Genomic DNA, 23,399 nt, shown 5'->3' on the forward strand with positions numbered 1-23,399 from the left:
TGTCCCCATCGGCACCGGTGGGAAGGTGCGATGCGCGCGGCAGGGGTTGGTGGGTCCACCTCGGGCTCGGATCGGTCCGGGCCGTGTGTTCGGTGCCGGGTGCGGCATCCTCGCCGCTATGGTGGCCCCGTAGCATCGCCCTTGTGTGATAGTTGCCGCACCGAACGGGGGATGCCACCCCTGGGGCAGAAGTAGACACCAGATGGTATCGTCATTACGTCAACACACACGAAGGAGCCACCATGGATCTCAACGACCAGATGGACTATCAGGAGCTGTCCGACCCCTCTGCCAACGGCATGGACAACACCGATCTGCATGACGCCATCAGTGACCCCGATGTCATCGCACCCACCTTCGCTGACCTCCTCGATGCGATCCACCAGTTCGACGGGTCGACTCAGATCGAGATCATCGACGCGATCATGGATGAGCTGAGTCCGACGAACGTTGCCCTGATCCAGAAGATCACGGGTCTGGCGCAGCTCCTAGAGATCATGATCGCGAAGACGCCGTTCACGCAGTGGCTACGGTACCCGGAGTCGCGGAGGGTCAAGGCCGTCGCCGACTTCCTCAAACTCGTCGAGCTTGACCCGAACTGGCCTGATGCCGGCACCCGGGCCGAGTATCGGCGTTACGTTGCCGATCACTGGTCATTCGCCCTGGACCAGTTTGACCAGACGTGGACTTACTACCGGACCGGAGTTCTTGACCGGGCCGGTGAGTCCTCCACCATGGTGGTGGACACCGAATACAAGGCTGTCATTCGATGGGCTGACGGCCATGATGAGATCCTCTCGCCTGAGGACGAGACCCGTCGCTATGACGCCGAGTGCCGCATGATGGCGTACAACGCTGGACAACTCACCAGCCAGCGCGGCGAGGTGTCGCATGCCATCGTCGCCGAACGCCACGTGGTCAAGGGCCCCCTGGTCCAGATCTGACCATCACCCGCACCGACGGCCGGAGGGGCAATCCCTCCGGCCGTCGGCGTATGTGGAGGTGACACCCCTCGGGGCAATGGGTTGACCAGATACCCCGACGAAGTTGACCATAGCGATGTGTTGGGCCCCTGGTTCGATGATGACGATGCCTCCGTTGACGGTGATTCAGGCCGGACGCCATCGGTGGTGTCCACTCCGGCTGTGGCGACGAAACCTCGTCGGCCCCGGATGGTGTTGCCGCCGGTGTCGGTGCACTCCTACCAGGCCGATCCCGAGATTCCCGGTGTATGTCGGCTCTGCCAGTTCCCGAGGCCGAATCGTCGGCATGGCTCCGGGCCGATGGGTAGCCGATAGTGGATGGTTCCACCTACCGCGGATTCGGGATGCCGCGGGGGCCGTGGTGTGGTGTCGTCCCGGGCGTGGGGGTTGAGGCGACGCACGATAAGTCGGCAACCTGGCAAGGCGTTTTTACCGCCTGGCTGCTACACTGCGTGTGGAGAAGGGAGAAAGGCGCCCCACGCGGGATGCCGTAAACACCATGACACACGACACCACACCCGCCCCGGAGCCGGCCACGGCCACGGTTGACGCCACCACCAAGGATGACGCCGACGCGAGGGACCTCACCCATCCCCCCACCCGGCAGAGTTCCACCGCAGACGCGTTCTCCTGGCTCGCCAGTCTGGCCGCAAGCATTGGCGATCCATACGAAATATCCGTGAATAGGGGCTTCCGCACCATAGATCTCCTAATCACGGACCGTTCGGTCTATGACCGGTGGGTGGCAGCCCTCGGGGCGATTCCCCTCCCCCGACGTCGTCAGCCGTGTGGGTGGATTGATAGCGCAGCGGCGGGGACGCTGCCGGGTCTAGTGGCTATCACGGATAACCCGCTGTGGTACGTCACGGTTCGGATCGTGACGTATCAGGACGCGCCGCAGCGCGTTCTGGACAATATGGTTACGCTGGTGCATAACGGCCAGACCTATCGGATGCCAAGCCAGCACATGACAGCGTGGCTTGCTGGTCTCAACGGAACACTAGACGCGAGCAACCTCTCAGTTGGTGAGTACACCGACGCCGAGGTCAACGTCCAGCAGGTCACCATTGACGCCGATCCCACTACTTCTCGGCGGATGGGTTCAGGAAACATCTACCACATTGAATTCGACGGCGCGCTTCGTGACCTCCATGAGGCGTGGGTCATGCCGTGGCTCCTCGGGCTAGCCGCCCGGAACAATCTCGATGCCTCAGATCTTGGCGACCCTGAGGCCGCGGAACGCGCCCGACAGATCCAGGCACTCATGGTCGCCCACAAACTGGGGTGGCTCCGATACCTCGGGTTCACCCGGGATCCCATCAAGAAGGAGACGGAATGAGCCAGACCTACTCAACCTCGCAGATCGCCCATCCGATGAGAGACGGCAGTCACAAGCCGGAGGATCTAGCCTGGCCCCGGTTCTGGACCGGGGTTGGGCTCATCTTCACGTTCGCGATCATCTCGACTGCCATCGTACTGGTGGTCTGTGGAGTTCGCGCAGGGGCCGATTACGGCCTGTTGGTGATCATTCTAGCGCTAGGGGGCACGCTCGTTGACGGGGTCATCCTCGCCCGTCGGCGAGCCCGGTCCCGGGGCCGCTCCCGGAGTCGGTAGGAGGTAGCCGTGGAGACACTCACAGACGCAGAGACCCAGGTGGAGATCCGCCAGCGGCCGGCAGCGGTGTCCATGGCCGTGAAGGCCCTGGGAACCCTGCTCCTGGTGTCGTACACCGCCGGAGTCACGGGCAACCTGTGGTTGACCCTCATGGTGGCGGCCGGCTGGCCAGCTACGCATTACGTGGCGTGGCGGATATCAGAGCAGACCAAGCGGGTTGAGCGCACGCCTGGTAAATAGAAAACCCGTGGTGTACACTTGGGTGGTTCGCGACGCAGAGCGAACCACCCACGCATTGGAGCACCCATGGCAAACATCACAGCCACATCCAACGAACTGATCCACCCCAACCAACTACTCCTCCCCTGCGACGTCCCCCGGGACATCGAGACCATGGAACGGATCGCAAAGCTAATGGCGGGGGCAGGAGTCGGAATCCCCCCCGAGTTCCGCGGGGATCCCTCCGCAGTCTTCGCCCTCATGTGGCGCGCCAAAGCGTTGGACATCCCCCTCATGGTGGCGATGGACAACCTCGTCTTTGACCGCCGTGGCACATGCGCCATGCGCGCACGCCTCATGATGGCCCTTGTCACTGTTCGAGCCGGACACACCCTGGTCCCCGTCGAAACCACCGACAAAAAGGCCGTTGTCCGCCTCGAATACGGTGACGGCAGGAAGCCATTCACGGCGGAATGGACCATCGCCACAGCCGTAACGGCCGGCCTCGTGAAGGATAAATCGCCATGGGTGAACTACGCCGCCAATATGCTCTACTGGCGCGCCATGGCAAAAGCCGTGGCCATGGGATGTCCTGAAGCGACCCTAGGCATCGGGATCATCGAGGCTATGGACCCCGATGACCCCGAAGATGAAGAACCGCGGCCGGCCCCCATCCCCGAAGACGTCATCGTCACGGATGAAGCCGGAAACCGAATCCCCGACGGCTCCGTCAAGGAGATCCTCACCGGGATCTCGTACCCGGAGCCCGGAACCGGCCGGCCCCTCATCACTCCAGAGACCACCATCGAAGATCTCAGAGAGGCGTGGAACCGGGCCAACCGGCAGCCCGAGGACGGGACTACCCGTCCACTCAAGCGCTTCGCGTACCACGACGGAAGTGCCGAGTTCACCGTAGAGCAGATCATCGGTGACCTTGTCGAACAGGTCACCCGCCGGGACGCGGCGAAGGCAGCCGAGGCCACGGAAGACGACACCAACGACGCGCCACAGGCGGGCCTGACCGCCCCCGCAGGAACCGGCGTCCTCCCCTGTGGCTGCGACGCGGCCACCGTCGCAGCGACCGGCACGCACACCACCGAATGCACCCGATAAGGAGATAGCCATGGGACCGTACTGCAAGTTTTGTGATCAACGGTGTTTCGTAGAGCGCATTATTCCAGCCGATGGCCTGGTCTACGCGGGTCAAACCATTCTCATGGCGACATGTCCCGATGGCATGTCGCATGACAAGAAGGTGTGCGGCTACGACCACACCACCGCCATGCTCCCTGTTAAAGCAGAGTCAGGAATGAGTATCGAAAAGTATGCAATCGATCTCGTGGTCAGCGGAGCTGAGGCCGCGGCTGAGGATGACATCAATGAATTTGGAGCCATCGACGACACTCTGCACGAGGGTGCAGTGAGTCTAGCCCTCGACATGGTGAAAGCAATCAGAGAAAATCCGGATAGTTTCATCAGATGGTTCAATTCTAGCCATGGTGACGGCTATAGCGACGGCAGGTGAACGAGTGGTGGCGCGACTTCTCTGGCCGCGCCACCAGGACCGAGACTATGTGATTCGGGAGAAATGCTGTGCAAAACCACACCATCGACCTTAGCGGTATCACGGACTCCGCTGAGGTCGCCGGACTCGTGAAGGCCGCCGTCGGCCAGGCGTTCACTGCCGAGTCAGATTCTCGGAGCCGTCAGCCCCACCACCTAGGGATCTCCGCACTTTCTGGGTGTACTCGCCGGGCGGCCTTCGCCCTCTCCATCACGCCACCCTCGGATCAGCCTGAGGCGTCCGAGGGGCGGGCCGCGAACCTCGGAACCTGGATTCACGGGGGGTTGAATCCCCGTGTCTCCGACCGATTCGCGGGCGGACAGTCAGAGGTACCCACTGTCCTCCACGCTGCTGGCCTCGACATCCCGGGGACCGCCGACGTGAGCGTCCCGGACGCCGTCCTGGATCTCAAGACTGTGGGGGAATGGCGACTCCAGCAGGTTCGGCGATCCGGGCCGTTCCCGGAGCACATGATGCAGGTCGCTGCCTACGCGCTCGCGCTAGGCCAGGCCGGACAGAAGATCCAATGGATCATCATCCATTACCTGGATAGGGCCTCGGGTGATGACGAGGTGTTCGTCATCCGATTCGAGAACCACCACCTGGCCCTAGTCATCAACCGGGTCGAGGAACTCCGCCAGTGGGCGGAGAAAGACCCGGACGCCGCACCGCGCCGTACCGCGTCCGGCGCCGCGCTCCTAGGGCCTGGGTACTCCTTCGCCTGCGATGAGTGCCCGTGGCTCCGTAGGTGTTGGGGGCCGGACGCCCAGCCGAGTACCCGGATCCGCCATGACCACGATGACGCCGAGGTTGAGGAACTCCTCTTGGAGTACATCAGGCTCAACGCGGTGGAGGGGCCTGCGAAGCGCCGGAAAGCGGAGATCGCCGAACTCCTCGGATCAACGAGGTATGGCGTGTATGGGACGGCCCAGTATCACCGGGCACCAGACACGATCGTGGATGATCCCTGGGCCGCCCTCCGGGTACTCCGCACCCTCGGGTACGAGGTTCCGCAGCGTCCCCATCGGGGACAGCTATCGATCAAACTCACCACGGCAGATAAACCACGTAAACCACGCAAATCACGGAAGAAGGCACAATGACCACCACCCACACCCGCCCGGCCGGAACCGCCATTCCGACAAACCGCACACCACGAATCAGTGATCTCATCCCCGGAGTAGTGATCTATCGATTCGCCAACCTCTACGTCCGCCACCAGGCCCTCATCGATTCCGACGCGGCACCCTTCCGGATCGTGTCAGAACTCCCCTGTCATCCGGGACAACTCATCAGCATCCCCTGCTGGCCCAAGAAAGACGCCACGGTGGCACCCGTGGTGTGTCGGCAGTGCTTCACCTCTTACGACGCGACTCCGATGCCGGCCCCCGACGGCCATGCACGCCATCAGATCTCCTACCGGCACACCGGAAGCGTGGTGATGTCCCGTCCCCGGCGCCGTAGGGACTGACGGCTGCCACTCCACCCGCGGTACCGGACCCCGCGGCATCGGGCGGCCGATGCCGCGGGTGTGGTCTGCTATCGCATCGATGTTGACCTGGCACCCGGCCGTGCGCGATCGACGGTGGATGTCATCTCCTAGCCCTCGGCATGCCGGGGGCCGTTGGCGTATCCGGTTCACCCCCGCGTATCGGTGCCGTGAGGTCCCTGGGGACAACGGGCGTTCACGTAACGGGGAGGCGGTAGTCAATTCCTGTGAGCTACCGTAGCAAGGTCGTCATCGATCCCGATGCCGACTTTTCGATCTATACATGGGAAGAAACCATGAAAGTCGACAAAGACGAAGAAGCCGGACAGGTGGGTGTGGACCACGCTGCCCGGCTCGATCGTGCGCTCACCCTCGGAGGCCACACCCCCACGGGGAAGTACAAGGAGTCAACCGCGAAGCTGTACGCAGCGGCATGGAGCGCGTTCGAATCCTGGTGCACCCACACCGGTAGAACTGCCATGCCAGCAACCCCCGAAACGGTAGCGATGCATGCCGTCTCCCTACTCAGAGACGGATACGTGCCAGACACCATCAAGTCCAGGATTGTCGCGATCAGGGCAAGACACCGCATCATGGGACATCCGGTACCGGACTCGGTACCGGCCTGGGCCGTGCTCCGTGACAGGGAGTCTAACCACGTCAGGGCCGAGGTCAACGGTCTGACGCGAATCGAGCTCCACGCGGCGGTCCAAGGCTGCCCGGACACCACCATCGGCATCAGGAACCGGGCCCTAGCCCTGCTCCTCTGGGATGTCCTCCTCCCCGTCCCGGACGTCATCGCCCTGGACATGGAGGACGTCACCGACCCGTGCGGCGACAGCGCCTTGACCATCCTGGGCCGCACCATCCACCACGACCACGGTGGCCTCATGGTCGCCTGCCCCCACTGCCACGCCGAGCCAGGCCAGGTCTGCCGCTGGATAAGCGGTATCGCTGATCCGCACATCAGCCACGCCAGCCGGGAGCGGGCAGCCAGTGATCGCGTCGCGTGTCCGGCCTGCGCACTCCGGGCCTGGATCCGTCAACTCCGCCTCGCCGGTATCCGCACCGGGGCACTGTTCCGGCCCGTGGACCGATTGGGGACGATCGCGGGGTCCGGAGTCCGGCGTTCCGGATGCTCCTCACCCGATCACCGACTGAGTGTCAGGAGCGTCCACCGCACGTGGAAGCGGATCATCGCTGATGCCGGGTTGGATGAGTGCACACCGCGGTCTCTCCGTCTCGGGGGGGCGAAAGCGCGGGTCGAGAGTGGCGAGCCCATCCGGGCTGTCATCACCCGCGCGGGGTGGTCTCCCACAACGGCCTCCGTCGTGGGGCGTCTCGCCCTGTAGCCTGGCGGACGCCTCCATCGCAGCGCGGCCGGCCCCGGAGTCTGGAGCCGGCCGCGTGTCATGGTGGATGATGCTTCCGGGACCCTTGTGGTCTAGCCGGTCGCCGGTGTCGGGCAGTGACGTGGCGGCCGGCCCTCACCCCAACACCCCAGGTGACATACCCACGTTTGCCATAGCGCTACAGGTATGGCACCATGGACACCATGGACACCGCGACTAGCACCACCACTGACGAACAGCTCATGAGAGCGGCCACGGCCTATCGGGCCTATGGCGATAGTTCCGGCTGGAAGAACCACCAGGGCAACCCGATGCCCACCTGGGATGACCTCCCCGAAGCGATCAGAACGCACTGGATGGCCGCAACAGACGCCATCAGAACGGTATCCGTCGTCGCCCAGCCCCGGCCCGTCGAGATCGTTGACGTGGACATCGCGATGGGTGCTAAATATCCAGATGAGCTCTGGGGCCGCGTCGTTCAGAGCATCAAATCCGCTGATGATGAGGTCGACCAGGCCAGGGCGGTCAAGCAGGCCGCTGACGCGGCCTTTACAGCCGCTCTCCAGCAGAGGAGGGACGTCCAGGTCCCCCGCGACTACATGATCGCCACCAGTAATCTGAACTCTGCCGAGGTCAGTAGGCTCCTCGATGGCACCAACCGGGCGAGGTGTTCTGCGATCAGAATCAAGATCCGTGGTGCTGGGGATCCCGTGGAGGCGTTCCGCCGTGAGATGGCGGAGATCCGGGGAACGGAGGTGGAGGGATGAGCCACGCCGGACGTCTGATCATCACCCGGGGTCTCCCTGGCTCCGGGAAGACCCACCGCGCCAAAGAGTGGGTGAACGAAGATCGGACAACGCGGGCCAGGATCAACCGGGACGACTTTCGACTGATGCTCCATGGTGTCGCCTGGTCAGGGATGTGGCAGTGCGAGGTTGCGGTGTCAACGGCGCAGTACGCGGCTATCAGTGCTCTCCTCGCCGACGGGATCGACGTGGTGTCAGACGACACGTGGCTGGACGATAGCGACGTCGAGCGCATCAGATGTCTGGCGAGTGACGTCGAGGTGTGGGACCTCAGGGATGTCCCGCTCGATGTCTGTATCGAGCGGGACGCGGCCCGGCCCAGCCCGGTGGGCGAAAAGGTGATCAGAGACAAGCATCGGATGTACATCGCATAGTTAGCCGAAGGGGGACATTCCGGTCGGGGTGTCCCCCTTTCGGTTACCCTATAGCGCTATAGGGTGCGTACCTATAGCGCGTGGTGTGTCGCGTCCCCTACACTGAACGAGTCAACACGCGAACCGGAGGGGACACCATGACCGAGGCAACCGCAGCCGAGTACCGTGACAAGGCCAACCAGTGCCGACAGGAGGCTGTCGACTCCTTCGACCGATGCGACACCGACGGCTTCGTCTCCCAGTGGGCATCCGGGATCGTCGCCGCAGAGAATGACCTGAAGGCGTGGCTTGCCGAGAACGATGGCAAGGACTACTTCGCCGCGCTCTTCGATCTCAGCGGGAACCTGGTCCCCGCGAAGTTGATCGAAGGCAGATACGGACTGTGCTGGGGACTTCTGGAAGGCGACGACCCAACGGGGCCGATCACCAGATTCGTGTCCGCCCGCCCTAAGCGCGCCACCACCATGATCAATAAAGGCTTCTATGAGGGAACCGTCCGATGTGACGCCTATGTCGCGATGGCAGGGTCCGGTACTGGACTGTCCGGCGCGTTGAGCGTCCGCCCCTACACCCGCCGGAAGGATCGGGGATTCTCCCGAGACGTCGAGATCATCGACAATGGCCACGTTGAGGTGCCCGAGGGTGCTCCGCGCGGTGGCCGTGGCGGCTTCCGGTCATAGCGTCCCCTCTATCCCGCGGCCCCCGGCACACCCGCCGGGGGCCGTTGGCGTGTCTCTGGCCTGTCGCCGGTCCCCGGTGGGTCCGTGGCGGGCTGTGGCCTATCCCTAGGTGTCGCGGTCACCAAACCTGTCCCGAGACCGGTAGGGTGCCGCTAGGGGCGCTCTAGGGGTGTCACCCATCCGTGGCGCTACAAGTTGACATCCTATAGCGCCACGGGTAGGGTTATCGGCATGACACACACCGCGAACACCATGGCCCCGGCCCCCATTGCCGACGTTGCTGAGGCCTCCGCATGGATGGCGTGCGGCTTCACCTCCGAAGAGGCCGCAGCGTGGATCCTCTACGGATACGGCCCGAGTGGAGCTGATCGCCATTCGGGCTTCGGACGGACCCCTGAAGAGGCGGCCCAGCATGACCTTGACAACCCGGTGGATGCCATCGAGTACGTCAGGGGAGGTGTCACCGACCCCATCGCATGGATCAAAGCAAGATTCACTTCTATCGGAGCGGCTACCTGGATGTCATACGGGTTCACCGCAGCCGACGCCGTCCGGTGGAGTAACTACGGGTATGGCCCTCAGTGCGCCCATCATCACGCCAGCTGTGGGCGAGGGCCAGCTGAGGCCCTCGAATGCGACAACCCGGATGCCTATGCGCGGTTCGCCACCGGCGCTAGCGTCGATATGTACGCTTCTTTCGGAATCGAACCGGCCGACGCCACCGAGTGGATGCGGTATGGCTTCTCTCCGGCCGAGGCTTCCCAGTGGTCTCGCTGCGGGTTCGGTCCGGCTTGCCGTCGGCCGTAGTCCGGAACTCCACCAACGGCCCCCGGCGTAGCGCCGGGGGCCGTTGGCATGTCCGGATCTGTTGCCGGCCCCTAGCGTGCCCATGGCGCCCCGATGGGAGCTGACGAGTACAAGACACCACCAGACCGGCCCCGAGGCCGGCAGAGGGCCGCTAGGACCGGTATAGCACTATCACCCATCCGGGTAGCGCTACAAGTTGACGTCCTATAGCGCGCCGGGCAGGGTAGTCCATGTCAGCACGAACCGAGCGAAATAGGGAGCCACCGTGGCCACCGTGAATACCAAGATCACCAACGCCCAGCGTAAAACGCTCGCCACCATCATCGCCAACGGCGGAGAGATGAACGGCTGGGCGGGCCAAAAAGGCTTCTACTGCAACAGCGTTCCCGTGCTGACGAGGCAGCACCTCATTGAGCCCGTCAACTGCCCGTGTGGCACCGAGTGCACTGCCGCTGAGGGATTCACCTGTCCCGCCGACGGGCAGGACTATTACCACCGTGTCAGGATCACTGATGCAGGACGCGCGGCGTTGGACGTCGAGGCGTAGGCACGAGGGGGGATCCTCCGGCCTGTCCGCGTAGTCCTCGTTCCTCAGCTACCGCGGCCCCCGGTTCGCCACCGGGGGCCGTCGGCGTGTCCGGGCCCATCCGGGGTGAGTAGTCACCCATCCGGGTAGCGCTATAGGTTGACGTCCCATGGCGCTACGGGTTATGGTTGTGTAGCGCAAGGGGGAACGGATCCCCACCGACAAAGGAGACCAGCCATGATCGCTCGCCCGACTGATGTCCAAAAAACCGCAATCCGATGCGCAATCGCCAACAACCGGCTTGGAAACACCGGCGATTACACCGATCGGACCATGACCACAATGCACCGCAACGGATGGATCACCTTTCCCGGTGACGGGACGTACCGGATCACTCCGGCGGCGGCCTGGGCCGTCGGAAACTTCACCTTGAGGGAACAGTACCTTCGCGATGATCTTCTTGCGAACGACCCGGAGGCCCAGCATCAGGCTAAGGTGATCGCGCAGGCCAGGGAGGCCGGATTCTACGCGTTCACCACCATTGGCAATACCGAGACCATCTCGCTTTCGGTGAAAGATCTAGAGCGACTTCTGGCCCTGGCCGGCGCTCTGCCCGCCACCGCGTAGCACCCACCACCGACGGCCCCTGGTTCGCCACCGGGGGCCGTTGGCGTGTCCGGGCCCGTCGTGGTGGGAGGTCACCCATCCGGGTGGCGCTACAGGTTGACGTCCTGTAGCGCGTGGTGTATCGTTTTGGGCATGACACACACCGCGAACACCGCAGACCACGCCACCGCCGCCGCGATCGACACCCAGTTCGCGGAGCTCACCGCCCGCAACGAAGCCGCACACCGGACAATCGACCAGCTCCTCACCAGCGCGCACATCGCGCTCCGGGACCGCCGCACCGGGCGGAAGACCTGGAACCGTAGCGACGAAGACACCGAGGCCACGATCCGGGAGAAGGCCACCGAACAGCGCATCCTCGGAGGCTTCGACATCCAGGAGATCGTCGCCGACCTAGACGCCGCTCACGCCACCATCAAGGCAGTCGCCGAGGAGTGGGCGCCCCTGGTCGAGATCTACCGGGCCGCCCCCTGGTCCCGGTTCTTCCTCGTCGAGGACGGGCACATCCACAGCAGCCAGTGCTGCTCATCCTGCAGGGTTGACACCACGCTCCGGTGGCTTCCCGAGTTGTCCGGTCTGACCGAAGCCGATGCGGTAGCGGCGTACGGAGAGCGTCTCTGCACGATCTGCTTCCCCGATGCCCCGGTCGCAGCCCCCGCCCCGAAGGTCCCCGCTCGTCCGGTCTGCTCCGGTGTGAGTCAGCTCGCCACCGGTATTCGATGGGTCGGCGAGGTCCGGAAAGGGACCTGCTCCTGCTGCGGCCAGGTCGTGCGGGTGAAGCACAACGGCCGGCCCTACAGCCACAAGCCCGCCGCGTAGTACTCACCACGGACGGCCCCCGGAGCACTCGCCGGGGGCCGCGGTGTGTCCGGGCCCGTTGTCGGCCCCTAGCGGGCCCGTGGCGCCCCGGTGAGGACTCGCGCGCACCTGCACCACCAAACCGGCCCCGAGGACGGTAGGGGGCCGCTCGGGCCGATTTAGCGCTATCACCCATTCGTGGCGCTACAAGTTGACGCCCTATAGCGCACCGGGTAATGTAGTCCATGTCAGCACGAACCGAGCGAAACAAGGAGAAAGCCATGAACGCCGCATACACCACCGCCGCCATCACCCTGATCGACGCTTCCGGGGCCGACGCGGTCCGCGTCAACCAGCTCGGCGACATGATCACCGCCCTGGCCAACCGGAAGGGCCCCGACATGGACGGCGAGCTGAAGCAGGTGGAGGCCGCTGCCAGTGGCCTCTTCGAAGAGCTGTTCGGTAGCGCCTCCAAGGAGATCCGGGACCTCGCGAACGAGTTTGTGATCCAGGCATCGATCCGCTAGCGCCACCACGGACGGCCCCTGGCGCACCCGCCGGGGGCCGTCGGCGCGTCCGGACCCAATGGTGACCAGCCGTGGGCCGGCGCGGTCACCCATTCGTGGCGCTACAAGTTGACGCCCTATAGCGCACCGGGTAATGTAGTCCATGTCAGCACGGACCAAGCAAATTGGAGAGAAAGCCATGAACGCCGCATACATCGCAGCCGGAGCCACCGACGCAGCCGCATGGAAAGCCGCCGGATTTACCCCCGATGAGGCCACACAGTGGATCAACGCCGGATATGGGCCGGATGGCGCCAACCACCACGCCTGCCGCGGACGGACTCACGCCGAAGCCGTTAAGTACGACTACCACAACCCAGCCGACACCGCCGAGTACACCGCCACCGACAACCCCACCGTATGGATCAGGAGCGGCTTCATCCCCGCTGACGCAGCCGCCTGGGAGGCCTACGGATTTAGCCCCGTCGAGGCCACCCGGTGGATCTCGCATGGGTATGGATCGGAGCTGGCCAACGACCACGTCTGCTACGGCCGGACACCAGCCGAAGCCATTGAGCACGATCTCGCCAGCGTCTGACCCCAGATACGGACGGCCCCCGGCGCGCTACCGGGGGCCGTCCCTGTCCTGCCCGAACGGATAGATGCCGCGCAAGACCGCAGGGTTCTCTATCACCTAGCCGAAAAGACGAGGAAATAGCATGACGAACCATCACAATCTTGTCGAAGCTAGCCCCTCTGAGATCATCACCGACGAGAACGCGATCTATACGGTCACCGCTCACCGGCACCTCCAGCGTCTTCGCGCTTCCGAGGTCGAAGGGTGCGCAGAGTTCCTCGCCGGCCAGGGGCTGGAAGTGTCGATTTTCCATAGCCAGTGGTCGACTTGCCACAATCGGTACAACAACACGCTTATTGGGCAGGTGTTCCCCGATAGGGGATGGTTCCGGGTCCGCGTTCGCGCGCACCTCTGACTCCACCGCCACGGACGGCCCCCGGCGGGTGCGCCGGGGGCCGTTCATTGCGTCGCCGAGGGCCTTTTACGGCCTCGGGTGGGTTGCCCTATGCCTCATGGCTTCGCGTGGTGCTACGGGGCTCTGAGATGCCATCCTAGCCATGGTGTGACATCAGAAAATCATGCCACATGGATTGTTACATCCAACGCACCTATATACGCTGGTGTTGTCACACCAACCGCGAGGGAGCACCCACAATGACGATCATGGACTGCACCGCCCTAGCCCAGGGCATCGAGGCCGACATCAAGGCCAGCATCATCCTTCCCCCGTTCTTCCGGATCTCCGTCGCCGTCAGCCACCGGTACGCCATCCCCAGCATCATCGTCCATCTCAATCCCGCCACCGCTGACGTAGCCGGCCAGGTTGAGGACTGGAAGTACGACGGAGACACCCTGTCCGCCAACGCCAATGACGCAGGTCTCGACATCCTCCGCATGGTCCGGGAACGCATCCCCAACCACTGTCATGGAGAAGTCCGATGCGGCAACACCATCATCGCCATCATGGTTCCCTACCGGACCGAATAGCCAACACACCCACCCATACGGATAGTCACCCACACGGGGACTACCAGCACCATCCCCAGCTAGTACCGTCCCACCAATGACCGCACCAACTACACAGCGTGTTCTCGACGCGTCGGCCCTGATCTCCGCCATCGCCGAACGGACCGGAGCCGACCCCGCAACAGCAGCCGCGCGAACCGCCGAGACCTACGCCCTCACCGCGGAGGAACTCACCGAAGCGACACGCCTCGCATTCCCCAAGGAGGACCAGCCATGTTCCACCGGAAACGAGAAAAGCCAGACACAAGCACCTACATCCCCCGATACCCCCGCAAATACACACCCAGAGATCCCGACGAGATCGCCGCGATCAGCGCGGCACTCACAGCCGAACGCCAGGAGCTGGATCGAGTACGCAGTCTCTCGCTGGAAGAGATGGAAGCCGAATACCTAGCCGCACGCAACCGATAGCCACCCACACACGAAGGCCCCGACCACACCGCGGTCGGGGCCTTCACCACACCCAGCCACCCAGCTGGAAACCCATGAACGGCAGAAGCCCCGACTTCTGGTCGGGGCCCCTACCCGCACCGGCCCCTACGGGGAATTGCGAGGCCAATGACGTCGGTGCCTGCCCTCCACAGACGTGACACCAGCCCGCCCATCATGGCACCGGAACCCGGGCCTGTCGACCTGAGTGACAGGCATCCACCGTTCCGCGTGACAACACAGAATCATGATGGATCATTGGGGGCGATGATCCATGGTTCCGGCCATGCCGAATCACGTAGCGAGGTGCCCATGACCGAGAAGGTCCGCCGAAGTGTCCCCATCGAGCTCGATCCCGGACGGGAGCCCTGGGCCCAGCAGCCCCGGGAATCCTCGAAGCAGTACGAGCGCTTCCTGCTGTACCGCGACTCAGGCCGCGTGCGGTCACTGATCGAGCTCAACAAGGCACTAACGGACTCCGGGGACAAATTGACGTATAACACCATAAGGGTGCAGTCTCATCTATTCCGATGGGCCGAACGGGTCCGAGCCTGGGACGCCCACTGCGACGAACTCAAACACGCCATGGCCGTCAGGCATCAAGAGGAGATGGACGAACGCCTACGCAAGATCGTCATAGCATCAGAGCACAAGGCCGCGAGGATGCTACGCGACTTCGACGAAAGCAAGTGCGGGATGGGAGACCTCGTCCGCCTACTCAAATACGCAACCGATCTTGACCTACGCCTGCACGGTGAACCCACCCACCGGGTCGCCGTCACGGGTCCGGCCGGTGGGCCGATCCTGACCGAGGACATCAGCGGCCTAACGGACAAAGAGTATGAGATACGGATGAAGGAAATCGCTATCGAGATGGCGCGCCGGTCGGGCCTCACCGTCGTGGAGAATGACGAGGAAGAACTATGACAAAAGAACAAAAAGACGACATTGCCGTCAACACCGACAATGACATGCAGGCCATAGGTCACCAAATCGGCTCACTCGCTAGCGTCGCCGTGGTCGCCGCAGTCCAGTTCGGAATACCCCTCACCCCCGGTCAGCAGTCCTCGATCCTATCCGTCATCGCCGTAGCCTGGGCCTTCTTCTCCACCATCTACGGGATCCGCCACCGGATCCCGAGACGCACCCGGAGCACCCAGAGCGGCCGGCCGCGCCCGACCACACGGACGACGTCAAGCCGCGCCCCACGGAGCCGCTCCAACGGCACCATCCACCACCGGCCAGACGCCACCACGGACCAGCCGAGACCAGAGAAGGTCCCATAGCCCAGGCCGACACACACCACTGGAGGAACCATGGACCGCCGACTGGAATACATCGACATCGACACCATCAAGCCAGACCCCCGGAACCCCAAGGAGCACCACATCAGCTCCGTCATGGCCAGCATCGACCGATTCGGCTACGTCGCACCAATGATCATCGATGAGCGGACCCACCGCCTCGTCGTTGGACACGGGCGCCTCGAATCCCTCAAAGCCCGCCGTGCCGCGGGTGAAACCCCACCCGAGGGAATCAACACCGATGACACCGGCCGGTGGCTAGCACCCATCATCCGAGGCTGGGCTAGCCGATCCGACCAGGACGCCGCCGGCTACCTCATCGCTGACAATAGGAACACCGAGCTCGGTGGCTGGGATCACCAGGCCCTCGCTGAACTCCTCGATGAGATCGGAGATCCCGATCTCATCGAAATCACCGGCTGGGATCCCGCCGATCTGGAGGAACTCCTAGCCCAGCCATCAACCACAGATGGTGATGACCCTACTCCACCCTCAGATTTCCCGTCCTACGACGACGCCACCATCGCTACCGAACACCAATGTCCTTCATGCGGCTATCGGTGGTCCGGATCGACTAAACCCATCGAGGAGGAATAGGCCATGCCCGGGGACATCGCGGAAAACTTCCAAGCCGGAACATGGCAGTTCACGCCAGAGGTCGCTGACGTATTCGATGAACACGTCCGCGCAAGCGTCCCGTTCTATGACGCGATACAGGAACTCGTCGCCGAAGCCTCCGACTGGCTTGCCCCGGCCGGTGGACTCATCGCCGATCTCGGAGCATCAACCGGCACGACCGTTGCCGGAATCCTCGCCAGGCATCCCGAGCGCAACCTACGGGCTGTGCTCTACGATGAGCAGCCAACCATGCTGGGAAGGGCAACCGCTAGGCTCGCCGACCCAGTATCTGATGGGCGTGTCACGATTCGCTGCCGGCGCATTGAAGACGGGCCACTCGATCACGCCGACGCTAGCCTCACGCTATCCCTATTCACCCTGCAATTCCTCACGTGGCAGGCGCGTCTGCACGTACTCCGCGAAGCGCACAAGACAGCACTATCAACCGGAGCGCTCATCGTTGCTGAAAAAGTCCTTCCCTGTGACGCGCGCTGGTGTGAGATAGCAATCGACGTCTCACGAGACTGGAAAGCGAACCATGGCATTAGTGCTGACGCAATCCAGGCAAAAGCGCGCGCACTGCGTGGTGTGCTAATGCCACATACGGAAGGCATGCTACGGGCAGCAATCATCGATTCAGGCTGGCATAGCCCGGAGGTACTTTTCAGGTGGCACCAGTGGATTGTCATTGGAGCGTTCGCGTCTAACCACTAGGAGGAACGAGCTATGCGCGGTAAGCCACCGTATCGGGTGCCCACCATGGCTGAGATCAGCAATGTCAAACCCAATGGGTACACTGCCGTGTCGACGTTCTCCGGCTGCGGTGGGTCTTCTCTCGGCTACCGCATGGCCGGATTCCGTATGGCCTGGGCCAATGAATTCATTCCCGCAGCCCGAGACACCTACCAAGCCAACTGTGCTTCACACACGGTAGTTGACGGTAGAGACATCCGGGACGTCACCGCTAATGACATTCTCACCTCCACGGGCCTTCAACGTGGCCAGCTCGATCTCTTCGATGGTTCCCCGCCGTGTGCTTCCTTCTCAACGTCGGGAAAACGCCATGAGGGTTGGGGTAAAACCAAAAAATACTCTGACGTCGTTCAGCGCACTGACGACTTGTTTTTTGAGTATGCGCGCCTTGTCGAGGATCTCCAACCGCGCGTATTCGTCGCAGAGAACGTCTCTGGACTCATCAAGGGAACCGCTAAAGGATACTTCATCCAAATCATGCAAGCCCTACGTGAGTGCGGCTACCGCGTTGACGCCAAACTCCTAGACGCACAATGGCTTGGTGTCCCACAGGCCAGGCAACGCCTTATCTTCATCGGTGTCCGCAACGACATTAGAGTGCCCCCAGCGCACCCAACTCCTCTGCCATACCGATACACATTCTCTGACATCGAATCAAGCAGAGGTGTGAATGTCGACCCAGAAACCAGGCATGATATATCGATTAGCCGCTACGCGATCGGTCAGGAATGGGAAAAGACACAACCAGGACGCAACTCCGACAGGTACTTCAATCTGGCCAGGGCCCATAATGATCGGCCAGTGCAGACGATAACCGCGCTCGGCGGATCCGTTGACCGGGCCTCTGTCACACACCCGAGCGAACCACGGAAATTCACGCTCGCTGAGCTACGGGCTATCTGTGGCTTCCCACCGGACTTCATCCTCACGGGCACCTACGAGCAGCGGTGGGAGCGCCTCGGCCGCGCCGTACCACCCGTGATGATGAGCCACATCGCGCGAACCATCCGAGACCAAATCCTCAACCAAGCCTAGATAGACGTCGGGCGGAGACCTCAACCCCTCGGAGGTCTCCGCCCGACACACCAGGGCTATCCCAGACCAAACAGTATCCGATGCGCGTCCTCATCCGTCCCGATCTCGGTGAACAGGCCGGCCGCACCGGTGTCGTCAGCCGCCGTCGCCGCTGCCGCGATCCTGGCATAGGTCGCGATAGCCCCCTCTTCCGCCGCCACGGCTGCCGCCACGTTGGTCGGTAGAGATCCGACGAGGCCGTACCGGTTGGCCAGCGCCGCATAGTGCTCGGTGAGCTCAACCTCGGCCAGGGCCTCGAATAGTCCGCCGAGCCACGGGACACCGTCCCGGTATGCCTGCTGGGCGAACAGCCGGTACCGGGCGGAGGCGTACGCCTCACCGCGCATCGCCATCCGGACGTTGGCTAGGGTCTGGCCGGTGGCCTGCGCCGGTTGTTGGACGATCGGCACCGGGTCAGCCTCCGGGTTCCGGGGCCGCATGGTGTGGTGGCAGAGGGCCCTACGGGCCTTGGTGGCCGCATCCCGGTGTGTTCCCTCATCCGCGGCCAGCTCGGCGAACAGTGCGGCTGTGATCGGGTCGCCATCGGCCAGGGCCTGGCGCTGGAACCCGGGATAGATGCTGGTGGCCTCCTCGTTCTCCCCCTCGATCGTGGCCGTCAGGTTCTCCCGACTCGACCGGACCGTCCCCGCGACGTCGGACAGCTCCATGAAGTGCTCATCGCGTTCTTGGGCCGCGATGACACCGAGGAGGACGGCCGTGGTGTGGTCGCCTGCCGCGTCAGCCTGAGTCGCCCAGGCCCGGTAGTCGGCATAAGCCGTTGCTTCGTCGTGCATGGCGCCGGTGGCATCCGCGATCGTCCCCGGTGCTACTGCCAGCGCGGGTGTTGTGATCAGTGCTGAGGTGATGGCAGCGACGGTCGCGATCACAGTTAGCCGGTAGGGTCTCATGGCTCCTCCTCGATGTGATCAGCCCACTATGCGCCCGTGCTGGTCGTTCCGCTAGCACGGAACGGGCCCCGGCGCGATGTCGCACCGGGGCCCGTCGAGGGGTTGACTCCAACTCAAGCGGAGATGTGATCACGGAAGTGTCGGGGCAGGAGCCGGAGCAGTTCCGGCGGGGCGAACTGGAGGCCCAGAGCGCCAGGCCACGGCACGGGAGCCTCCAGGACGCACGCCCGTGTGGTGTCGTGGCACCAATGCCACTCCAGCGGTCTGGCCCAGGGGCTCTGGCTATTCTGGACCACGTCGGTGAGGTACATCGCTCCGAGGACGTAGCCCCGGGGCAGAGACTCCGGTTGCTGGTCGCCCAGCATGGATGCGTAGCGCTCCGGGACGTCCCGGTCGATTGTCTGCCCGGAGTGGATCAGGATCCATCCCCGGTAGCGGGTAGACCAGCTGCGGTTTTCGACGTCCTTGCCGCCGGTGAGGAGTGCGGTAGCCCACGGCTGCCGTACCGTCAGGATCCGCGGGTTGAGTGACACGGTGGTCTCCTTGTGGTCTATGCGGCAACGGCCATGGTGGTCATGTGGTCTGCGCAGTAGGCCGAGCCGGGGGACCTCGTGTGGTCGCACTCGATGATGTGCCCGTGGTCCGTGTCGATCCAGGCGCACAGTCGCCATTCCCGTTCGGCTGCGTGTCGGGCCTCGCGGAGGGTTACTGCGCGGTCGTAGAAGGGGGTTCCCTCACCGTCGATGACCTCCCAGGTCCTGTCGTGGGTGCGGTAGATGTGGGCAACCATGTGCCCCGATGGGTCGGTGAGGGTCCAGACGTCGGCGTTCGATGTCAGTCCCTGTGTCCAGGCAAATCCGTCTCTCATGGTTTCTCCTTGGCTGGTGGGCGTGTGTGTCAAGTATGCGCTACCGGCGTAACCGCGTCAAGCTTTACGCCGAAGGTGGTGGAGTGCCTACGCCCTGTCCGCAGGGAGAAAGCCCCCGAAAGCGACTCCGGGCCAGCACGCGCGTGCTGGCCCGGAGGAAGAAAAGGATCTAGCGTTCGGATCCGGCATAGCCAACCCGCACGCCCCGGATACACTCCGCCGCGGGAAGGCTCCCGTCCCGCCCGTACATGGCATGGATCGCGTGAGTCACGGAGCTGGTGACGTCCGCGCGAACTTCCCGGCTAGCTGTACCAGTCTGGAACTCCTCCGCCCAGGCCTGGATGTCAACGTCGAGCGTTACCGTCATGACAACCTTCATGGCATTTCTCCTGATGGATTGGTGTGAGATGGATTGGTGTGGGCCGGCCCGGGGGGATCCGGACCGGCCCCGGCGGTCAGACGACGTGCACGTACCACGTGGGCCAGGAGTACCAGCCCTCACGGACCAGCACGTACCGCTGGCCGTCCACGACCGTGGCCGCGCGGACTTTCCGGCGCCCACCAGAGCGGAACCCCAGGGCACACAGGGTGTCTCCGGTCTCCATGTACCCGAACTTGCAGCACTCAACGTCCAGGGCTCCCATCAAAGCCTCGTTGACCCGGAGTGCACCAATGACCATGTCAGGGTTGAACTCGGCGTTGATGATGGTGGCCCGGACGCTGGGGTTCATGGGTTCCTCCTGGTGGTGGGGGTTGCCGCCGGTGTTGGCGACGTGTCTAGTATGCGGGACGTGGCGTAACCGCGTCAAGCTTTACGCCGAAAATCCCACGGTGACACCAACGTAACTACGCCTTGACGTACGCCCACGGCACCGGGATGATGAGACCATGGAACTACACCCCACCACCAAGACCCTGGCCAAAGCCAAGGCCCGACACGACCGAGCCGCAGTCGCTGCCCGAAGAGCAAAAGAGGATCTCAGGACAGCGGCGGATGAGCATAGGGCCGCGATGACTACTGCCATCCTGCTCAACCCAGACCCCCGGGACTACGGGGTAACAGCACAACCCTTCGGCGTGTCCGAAGGCATGATCCGATACGTCAGGCGAAACCTCGCTGACGCGTTTGAGGACATGATCAACCGCTTGGGTACCCCAGAAGAGGCCTGGGCCATCCTCGCCGAGCGGTTCGGAGTACCACAAGACGTGATCATAAACGCCTGGTCCGTACTGAATGACCAGGAGGGATCTCATGCCACCACGCCCCCGACGGCATGAGGAAGAGGACGTCCAAGCGGCAATCATCGACCTATGCCAGCGTCTCGGATTCCTAGTCTTCCATGACAATGACCCGCGGCGGAACGTCGCCGGATTCCCGGACCTCGTCATCGTCGGCTTCGGCTCGATCCTCTGGGTTGAGCTGAAGACCGATCGGAATGAGCCAACGGCCGATCAGCGGATATGGCTAGCTGCTCTCGCCGAGGGTGGCGCAGACGTGCGGGTGTACCGCACGTCCCAGTGGAAGACGGGAGACCTCGCCGAGGAGCTGAAGGCCATCAGGCGAAATTGGATCAAAACGCACCCAGGAGAGACGTCGGCATGTATGACCCAGAACTACCGTTCCCACCCACTAAGGACATCGACCCCTACCGCCCCACCACGGAACCGGCGTGGTGGGAGTGCCGCTTCTGCGGCTTCCGGGAGGAGGGGCCGCTAACCGTGAAAGCGGAGGTCCAGCGGTCAATGGCGCATGAGTGCCGCTGCTCGAAACGGCCGCCGGATGACATCCCCACCCAGTACGAGGAGCACTGCTTCACCGCGGTCCACACGGCGGGGCTGCAACACCAGCTCCTGCCGCTCGTCACCGCGCTAGCACTACGGCGGGCGGAACTCGCCGAGACGGCCTCATACTGCTTCATGACGTTCCGGGGATTCCGGGCCCGCCGCGCACTGCGGACCGAGATCACGGTACTCCAGTCCACCATCGACGAGATCCACCAAAGGGCAAAGGATCTCGGCCTGTCGGAGGGTTGGAACACCAGTCCACCCGGTGTGCGGTAGGACTAGATCTGAACGTGGGCGATACCCCGCTGGTGGGGTATCGCCCACAGCCGTTGGAGGACGCGCCCCAAGCGACCTCTACCGGCCCCGTAATCTGCCGGGTGGTGGATGCGCCCACGGACCGGCTATAGTCCGCCACGGATCTACTAGGGGCCGGCAATAGGCCCGGACACGCCAACGGCCCCCGGCGAGTTCGCCGGGGGCCGCGGTGCGAGTGGTTACGCGCTCGGGTCCTGCACCAACTTCCAGGCTGGTGATGTCAGCACATACCGGCCGACGGACCCCGTGTTATCCATCCGAAGCGTGCAGATCAGCCCTGCCTCATCCACCTCGACAATCATGCCCGTCCGGCCACCGGAAGCGCACTTCCCATCGCAGCGCCAGCGCTGGCCAACCACATAGCGTGGTTGTTCGGCCGGCCGCATACTTGCCTGGGAGGCGTATCCGATTCCGTTAGCGGATTGGATCTCGTATACCCGGCAGTCCGTGTCATCGGGATCGATGGTGATGGAAAGAACAACACCGAACAGGTTGTCGCGGTTGCCCCACCGGTAGAACACCGGGTCTCCGACGGCGTACTCATGATCGAATGGCCCATATCCGGGTCGTTCGATCAGCGTGATCTCTGAGGGGACGATGACGTTGAAGGATCGGGCGTCATCCGGCACTGCGTCACCCTCGACCTGGATAGCCCAGCGCCCCTGGTCGCCGCGGTACCAGACGTGGACGGCGGTGCTGGGTTCGGCATCACCAGGAAGGACGATACGGTCGCCGGGGTCAACGTCGAATGGCTGGATCTTCATGGTGCTCTCTCTTCTGCGTCGTGGTGTTAGGGGTGAGTGACGGCCCGGGGCGAACCGATGTCCGCCCCGGGCCGTGGTGGTCAGTCGGTGCACAGCGCCAGCGTGAGGAACTCTGCTACCGCTCGTTCGCCGCTCAGTTCGCCCTCACGGCATACCACGTGAACCATCTCCGTGACGTGGTCCACGAACGTGATTGTCCACCGCGTGGATGAGGGCTCAGCGCCAGCGATGGTGACGACGTCCCCGATCCTCCACCAGTTCAGCGCTTTGACCGTTGCGGCGAGGGCATCCCGGTAGGGGGTTCGGTGGTCGTCGTGGCAGGGGCAGGCGCATTCGTTGGCCCCTGAGATTGGGTGGATCCAGCCGGAGCACCGGGTGTGGTCGCCATCGTGGCAGTTGCAGGTGATGCCGCTATAGGTGCTGCGGAAGAGGCCGTTGACGTATCGGCCGCCATTGGCGGTCATGTCGTAGAGCTTGATGAGGGTCGCGGCGTTGAGGGTCACGGTGTTGCTCCTTCTGCGTCGGTGGTGGGTTGCCCCGTTGACTCATCCATCATCCACCACGGGCGTAACGATGTCAACCCTTACGCCGTAAAGAGTGGCGTAAGCACGTCTTGACTTACGCGGAACGGTT

Annotated in this window: 35 protein-coding genes; 28 read left to right on the forward strand and 7 right to left on the reverse strand. The window is 63.5% G+C overall.

The genetic code is table 11. The annotated features are described in order from the left end of the window. Positions 1-242: 242 nt before the first annotated feature. The 25 genes from AC11W3_RS21945 to AC11W3_RS22065 all read left to right on the forward strand — a co-directional run bounded on the left by AC11W3_RS21945 (position 243) and on the right by AC11W3_RS22065 (position 18,087). Positions 243-944 carry a hypothetical protein gene (locus tag AC11W3_RS21945; protein WP_484093815.1) on the forward strand — a complete coding sequence of 234 codons (702 nt, stop codon included), beginning with the start codon at positions 243-245 and terminating at the stop codon, positions 942-944. 538 nt (positions 945-1,482) lie between these two features. Beyond that, positions 1,483-2,322 (forward strand): hypothetical protein, encoded by an 840-nt coding sequence (locus AC11W3_RS21950; protein ID WP_484093816.1) that lies wholly within the window; start codon positions 1,483-1,485, stop codon positions 2,320-2,322. Positions 2,323-2,606: 284 nt separating this feature from the next. After that, complete coding sequence (locus tag AC11W3_RS21955) at positions 2,607-2,837, forward strand: hypothetical protein (RefSeq protein WP_484093817.1); 231 nt, start codon at positions 2,607-2,609, stop codon at positions 2,835-2,837. A gap of 66 nt (positions 2,838-2,903) precedes the next feature. After that, positions 2,904-3,929, forward strand: coding sequence for a hypothetical protein (locus AC11W3_RS21960; protein ID WP_484093818.1), 1,026 nt, complete (start codon positions 2,904-2,906; stop codon positions 3,927-3,929). A gap of 10 nt (positions 3,930-3,939) precedes the next feature. Next, positions 3,940-4,341, forward strand: a complete 402-nt coding sequence (locus AC11W3_RS21965) for a hypothetical protein (protein ID WP_484093819.1) — start codon at positions 3,940-3,942, stop codon at positions 4,339-4,341. Positions 4,342-4,409: 68 nt separating this feature from the next. Next, entirely contained in the window at positions 4,410-5,483 is a 1,074-nt protein-coding gene (locus AC11W3_RS21970) for a PD-(D/E)XK nuclease family protein (RefSeq protein ID WP_484093820.1), read from the forward strand. Continuing rightward, a complete protein-coding gene (locus tag AC11W3_RS21975; RefSeq protein ID WP_484093821.1) occupies positions 5,480-5,851 on the forward strand; it encodes a hypothetical protein in 372 nt (123 codons plus the stop codon). Before AC11W3_RS21970 ends, AC11W3_RS21975 begins: the two co-directional genes overlap by 4 nt. Before the next feature lie 557 nt (positions 5,852-6,408). Further along, the gene (locus AC11W3_RS21980) at positions 6,409-7,221 is read left to right on the forward strand and encodes a site-specific integrase (RefSeq protein ID WP_484093822.1); all 813 of its coding nucleotides are present in this window, start codon (positions 6,409-6,411) and stop codon (positions 7,219-7,221) included. A 194-nt stretch (positions 7,222-7,415) separates the two neighbouring features. Beyond that, positions 7,416-7,988 (forward strand): hypothetical protein, encoded by a 573-nt coding sequence (locus tag AC11W3_RS21985; RefSeq protein WP_484093823.1) that lies wholly within the window; start codon positions 7,416-7,418, stop codon positions 7,986-7,988. Next, positions 7,985-8,401, forward strand: a complete 417-nt coding sequence (locus tag AC11W3_RS21990) for an AAA family ATPase (protein WP_484093824.1) — start codon at positions 7,985-7,987, stop codon at positions 8,399-8,401. The genes AC11W3_RS21985 and AC11W3_RS21990 overlap by 4 nt, the downstream gene beginning before the upstream one ends. A 137-nt stretch (positions 8,402-8,538) precedes the next feature. Next, positions 8,539-9,081 (forward strand): hypothetical protein, encoded by a 543-nt coding sequence (locus AC11W3_RS21995; protein WP_484093825.1) that lies wholly within the window; start codon positions 8,539-8,541, stop codon positions 9,079-9,081. A 231-nt stretch (positions 9,082-9,312) separates the two neighbouring features. Then, complete coding sequence (locus AC11W3_RS22000) at positions 9,313-9,888, forward strand: hypothetical protein (protein ID WP_484093826.1); 576 nt, start codon at positions 9,313-9,315, stop codon at positions 9,886-9,888. 265 nt (positions 9,889-10,153) lie between these two features. Beyond that, positions 10,154-10,435, forward strand: a complete 282-nt coding sequence (locus AC11W3_RS22005) for a hypothetical protein (protein WP_484093827.1) — start codon at positions 10,154-10,156, stop codon at positions 10,433-10,435. A gap of 216 nt (positions 10,436-10,651) precedes the next feature. Continuing rightward, positions 10,652-11,041 (forward strand): hypothetical protein, encoded by a 390-nt coding sequence (locus tag AC11W3_RS22010; RefSeq protein ID WP_484093828.1) that lies wholly within the window; start codon positions 10,652-10,654, stop codon positions 11,039-11,041. Positions 11,042-11,173: 132 nt separating this feature from the next. Next, positions 11,174-11,860, forward strand: coding sequence for a hypothetical protein (locus tag AC11W3_RS22015; protein WP_484093829.1), 687 nt, complete (start codon positions 11,174-11,176; stop codon positions 11,858-11,860). A gap of 260 nt (positions 11,861-12,120) precedes the next feature. Next, the gene (locus AC11W3_RS22020; RefSeq protein ID WP_484093830.1) at positions 12,121-12,366 is read left to right on the forward strand and encodes a hypothetical protein; all 246 of its coding nucleotides are present in this window, start codon (positions 12,121-12,123) and stop codon (positions 12,364-12,366) included. A gap of 178 nt (positions 12,367-12,544) precedes the next feature. Further along, positions 12,545-12,943, forward strand: coding sequence for a hypothetical protein (locus AC11W3_RS22025; protein WP_484093831.1), 399 nt, complete (start codon positions 12,545-12,547; stop codon positions 12,941-12,943). A gap of 121 nt (positions 12,944-13,064) precedes the next feature. Further along, on the forward strand, positions 13,065-13,337 hold the full coding sequence (locus AC11W3_RS22030; RefSeq protein WP_484093832.1) for a hypothetical protein: 273 nt from the start codon (positions 13,065-13,067) through the stop codon (positions 13,335-13,337). Positions 13,338-13,576: 239 nt separating this feature from the next. Next, a complete protein-coding gene (locus AC11W3_RS22035; RefSeq protein WP_484093833.1) occupies positions 13,577-13,909 on the forward strand; it encodes a hypothetical protein in 333 nt (110 codons plus the stop codon). Positions 13,910-14,161: 252 nt separating this feature from the next. After that, positions 14,162-14,359, forward strand: coding sequence for a hypothetical protein (locus tag AC11W3_RS22040; RefSeq protein ID WP_484093834.1), 198 nt, complete (start codon positions 14,162-14,164; stop codon positions 14,357-14,359). Positions 14,360-14,689: 330 nt separating this feature from the next. Next, complete coding sequence (locus AC11W3_RS22045; protein ID WP_484093835.1) at positions 14,690-15,304, forward strand: hypothetical protein; 615 nt, start codon at positions 14,690-14,692, stop codon at positions 15,302-15,304. Continuing rightward, positions 15,301-15,663, forward strand: a complete 363-nt coding sequence (locus tag AC11W3_RS22050) for a hypothetical protein (protein WP_484093836.1) — start codon at positions 15,301-15,303, stop codon at positions 15,661-15,663. The genes AC11W3_RS22045 and AC11W3_RS22050 overlap by 4 nt, the downstream gene beginning before the upstream one ends. Before the next feature lie 30 nt (positions 15,664-15,693). Then, positions 15,694-16,278, forward strand: a complete 585-nt coding sequence (locus tag AC11W3_RS22055; protein ID WP_484093837.1) for a ParB N-terminal domain-containing protein — start codon at positions 15,694-15,696, stop codon at positions 16,276-16,278. A 3-nt stretch (positions 16,279-16,281) separates the two neighbouring features. Continuing rightward, positions 16,282-17,013 (forward strand): methyltransferase domain-containing protein, encoded by a 732-nt coding sequence (locus AC11W3_RS22060; protein ID WP_484093838.1) that lies wholly within the window; start codon positions 16,282-16,284, stop codon positions 17,011-17,013. 45 nt (positions 17,014-17,058) lie between these two features. After that, positions 17,059-18,087 carry a DNA cytosine methyltransferase gene (locus AC11W3_RS22065; protein WP_484093839.1) on the forward strand — a complete coding sequence of 343 codons (1,029 nt, stop codon included), beginning with the start codon at positions 17,059-17,061 and terminating at the stop codon, positions 18,085-18,087. A 56-nt stretch (positions 18,088-18,143) separates the two neighbouring features. On the opposite strand, the gene AC11W3_RS22070 is transcribed toward AC11W3_RS22065, so the two are convergent. From AC11W3_RS22070 to AC11W3_RS22090, 5 genes are all read right to left on the reverse strand, one after another. Then, positions 18,144-19,034 (reverse strand): ferritin family protein, encoded by an 891-nt coding sequence (locus AC11W3_RS22070; protein ID WP_484093840.1) that lies wholly within the window; start codon positions 19,032-19,034, stop codon positions 18,144-18,146. A 113-nt stretch (positions 19,035-19,147) separates the two neighbouring features. Next, positions 19,148-19,567, reverse strand: a complete 420-nt coding sequence (locus AC11W3_RS22075) for an ASCH domain-containing protein (protein ID WP_484093841.1) — start codon at positions 19,565-19,567, stop codon at positions 19,148-19,150. 17 nt (positions 19,568-19,584) lie between these two features. Then, on the reverse strand, positions 19,585-19,902 hold the full coding sequence (locus AC11W3_RS22080; protein WP_484093842.1) for a hypothetical protein: 318 nt from the start codon (positions 19,900-19,902) through the stop codon (positions 19,585-19,587). A gap of 169 nt (positions 19,903-20,071) precedes the next feature. Further along, complete coding sequence (locus tag AC11W3_RS22085) at positions 20,072-20,281, reverse strand: hypothetical protein (protein ID WP_484093843.1); 210 nt, start codon at positions 20,279-20,281, stop codon at positions 20,072-20,074. A gap of 76 nt (positions 20,282-20,357) precedes the next feature. Further along, entirely contained in the window at positions 20,358-20,633 is a 276-nt protein-coding gene (locus AC11W3_RS22090; RefSeq protein ID WP_484093844.1) for a hypothetical protein, read from the reverse strand. Between the two features lie 157 nt (positions 20,634-20,790). Here AC11W3_RS22090 and AC11W3_RS22095 point away from each other — a divergent pair, with 157 nt between their 5' ends. The 3 genes from AC11W3_RS22095 to AC11W3_RS22105 are packed head-to-tail and all read left to right on the forward strand — an operon-like array spanning position 20,791 to position 21,963. Continuing rightward, positions 20,791-21,180, forward strand: coding sequence for a hypothetical protein (locus AC11W3_RS22095; RefSeq protein ID WP_484093845.1), 390 nt, complete (start codon positions 20,791-20,793; stop codon positions 21,178-21,180). Continuing rightward, a complete protein-coding gene (locus AC11W3_RS22100; RefSeq protein WP_484093846.1) occupies positions 21,155-21,619 on the forward strand; it encodes a VRR-NUC domain-containing protein in 465 nt (154 codons plus the stop codon). The genes AC11W3_RS22095 and AC11W3_RS22100 overlap by 26 nt, the downstream gene beginning before the upstream one ends. Next, positions 21,502-21,963 (forward strand): hypothetical protein, encoded by a 462-nt coding sequence (locus tag AC11W3_RS22105; protein WP_484093856.1) that lies wholly within the window; start codon positions 21,502-21,504, stop codon positions 21,961-21,963. Before AC11W3_RS22100 ends, AC11W3_RS22105 begins: the two co-directional genes overlap by 118 nt. A gap of 218 nt (positions 21,964-22,181) precedes the next feature. Here the strand turns inward: AC11W3_RS22105 and AC11W3_RS22110 are convergent, their stop codons facing one another. Continuing rightward, the gene (locus tag AC11W3_RS22110; protein WP_484093847.1) at positions 22,182-22,766 is read right to left on the reverse strand and encodes a hypothetical protein; all 585 of its coding nucleotides are present in this window, start codon (positions 22,764-22,766) and stop codon (positions 22,182-22,184) included. Positions 22,767-22,846: 80 nt separating this feature from the next. Next, complete coding sequence (locus tag AC11W3_RS22115) at positions 22,847-23,269, reverse strand: hypothetical protein (RefSeq protein ID WP_484093848.1); 423 nt, start codon at positions 23,267-23,269, stop codon at positions 22,847-22,849. Positions 23,270-23,399: the final 130 nt, after the last annotated feature.

Source organism: Geomonas sp. (assembly GCF_056994735.1).

Bases quoted from the DNA above. Each gene is read 5' to 3' on its own strand.
- AC11W3_RS22080 (WP_484093842.1), bottom strand. From the start codon at position 19,902: ATGAGAGACGGATTTGCCTGGACACAGGGACTGACATCGAACGCCGAC.
- AC11W3_RS22070 (WP_484093840.1), bottom strand. From the start codon at position 19,034: ATGAGACCCTACCGGCTAACTGTGATCGCGACCGTCGCTGCCATCACC.
- AC11W3_RS22020 (WP_484093830.1), top strand. From the start codon at position 12,121: ATGAACGCCGCATACACCACCGCCGCCATCACCCTGATCGACGCTTCC.
- AC11W3_RS22060 (WP_484093838.1), top strand. From the start codon at position 16,282: ATGCCCGGGGACATCGCGGAAAACTTCCAAGCCGGAACATGGCAGTTC.
- AC11W3_RS21965 (WP_484093819.1), top strand. From the start codon at position 3,940: ATGGGACCGTACTGCAAGTTTTGTGATCAACGGTGTTTCGTAGAGCGC.
- AC11W3_RS22030 (WP_484093832.1), top strand. From the start codon at position 13,065: ATGACGAACCATCACAATCTTGTCGAAGCTAGCCCCTCTGAGATCATC.
- AC11W3_RS22050 (WP_484093836.1), top strand. From the start codon at position 15,301: ATGACAAAAGAACAAAAAGACGACATTGCCGTCAACACCGACAATGAC.
- AC11W3_RS21950 (WP_484093816.1), top strand. From the start codon at position 1,483: ATGACACACGACACCACACCCGCCCCGGAGCCGGCCACGGCCACGGTT.
- AC11W3_RS22065 (WP_484093839.1), top strand. From the start codon at position 17,059: ATGGCTGAGATCAGCAATGTCAAACCCAATGGGTACACTGCCGTGTCG.
- AC11W3_RS22035 (WP_484093833.1), top strand. From the start codon at position 13,577: ATGACGATCATGGACTGCACCGCCCTAGCCCAGGGCATCGAGGCCGAC.
- AC11W3_RS22110 (WP_484093847.1), bottom strand. From the start codon at position 22,766: ATGAAGATCCAGCCATTCGACGTTGACCCCGGCGACCGTATCGTCCTT.
- AC11W3_RS22045 (WP_484093835.1), top strand. From the start codon at position 14,690: ATGACCGAGAAGGTCCGCCGAAGTGTCCCCATCGAGCTCGATCCCGGA.
- AC11W3_RS22090 (WP_484093844.1), bottom strand. From the start codon at position 20,633: ATGAACCCCAGCGTCCGGGCCACCATCATCAACGCCGAGTTCAACCCT.
- AC11W3_RS21990 (WP_484093824.1), top strand. From the start codon at position 7,985: ATGAGCCACGCCGGACGTCTGATCATCACCCGGGGTCTCCCTGGCTCC.
- AC11W3_RS22105 (WP_484093856.1), top strand. From the start codon at position 21,502: ATGTATGACCCAGAACTACCGTTCCCACCCACTAAGGACATCGACCCC.
- AC11W3_RS22015 (WP_484093829.1), top strand. From the start codon at position 11,174: ATGACACACACCGCGAACACCGCAGACCACGCCACCGCCGCCGCGATC.
- AC11W3_RS21945 (WP_484093815.1), top strand. From the start codon at position 243: ATGGATCTCAACGACCAGATGGACTATCAGGAGCTGTCCGACCCCTCT.
- AC11W3_RS21975 (WP_484093821.1), top strand. From the start codon at position 5,480: ATGACCACCACCCACACCCGCCCGGCCGGAACCGCCATTCCGACAAAC.
- AC11W3_RS22025 (WP_484093831.1), top strand. From the start codon at position 12,545: ATGAACGCCGCATACATCGCAGCCGGAGCCACCGACGCAGCCGCATGG.
- AC11W3_RS21995 (WP_484093825.1), top strand. From the start codon at position 8,539: ATGACCGAGGCAACCGCAGCCGAGTACCGTGACAAGGCCAACCAGTGC.
- AC11W3_RS22055 (WP_484093837.1), top strand. From the start codon at position 15,694: ATGGACCGCCGACTGGAATACATCGACATCGACACCATCAAGCCAGAC.
- AC11W3_RS22095 (WP_484093845.1), top strand. From the start codon at position 20,791: ATGGAACTACACCCCACCACCAAGACCCTGGCCAAAGCCAAGGCCCGA.
- AC11W3_RS22085 (WP_484093843.1), bottom strand. From the start codon at position 20,281: ATGAAGGTTGTCATGACGGTAACGCTCGACGTTGACATCCAGGCCTGG.
- AC11W3_RS22100 (WP_484093846.1), top strand. From the start codon at position 21,155: ATGCCACCACGCCCCCGACGGCATGAGGAAGAGGACGTCCAAGCGGCA.
- AC11W3_RS21960 (WP_484093818.1), top strand. From the start codon at position 2,904: ATGGCAAACATCACAGCCACATCCAACGAACTGATCCACCCCAACCAA.
- AC11W3_RS21985 (WP_484093823.1), top strand. From the start codon at position 7,416: ATGGACACCATGGACACCGCGACTAGCACCACCACTGACGAACAGCTC.
- AC11W3_RS22010 (WP_484093828.1), top strand. From the start codon at position 10,652: ATGATCGCTCGCCCGACTGATGTCCAAAAAACCGCAATCCGATGCGCA.
- AC11W3_RS22040 (WP_484093834.1), top strand. From the start codon at position 14,162: ATGTTCCACCGGAAACGAGAAAAGCCAGACACAAGCACCTACATCCCC.
- AC11W3_RS22000 (WP_484093826.1), top strand. From the start codon at position 9,313: ATGACACACACCGCGAACACCATGGCCCCGGCCCCCATTGCCGACGTT.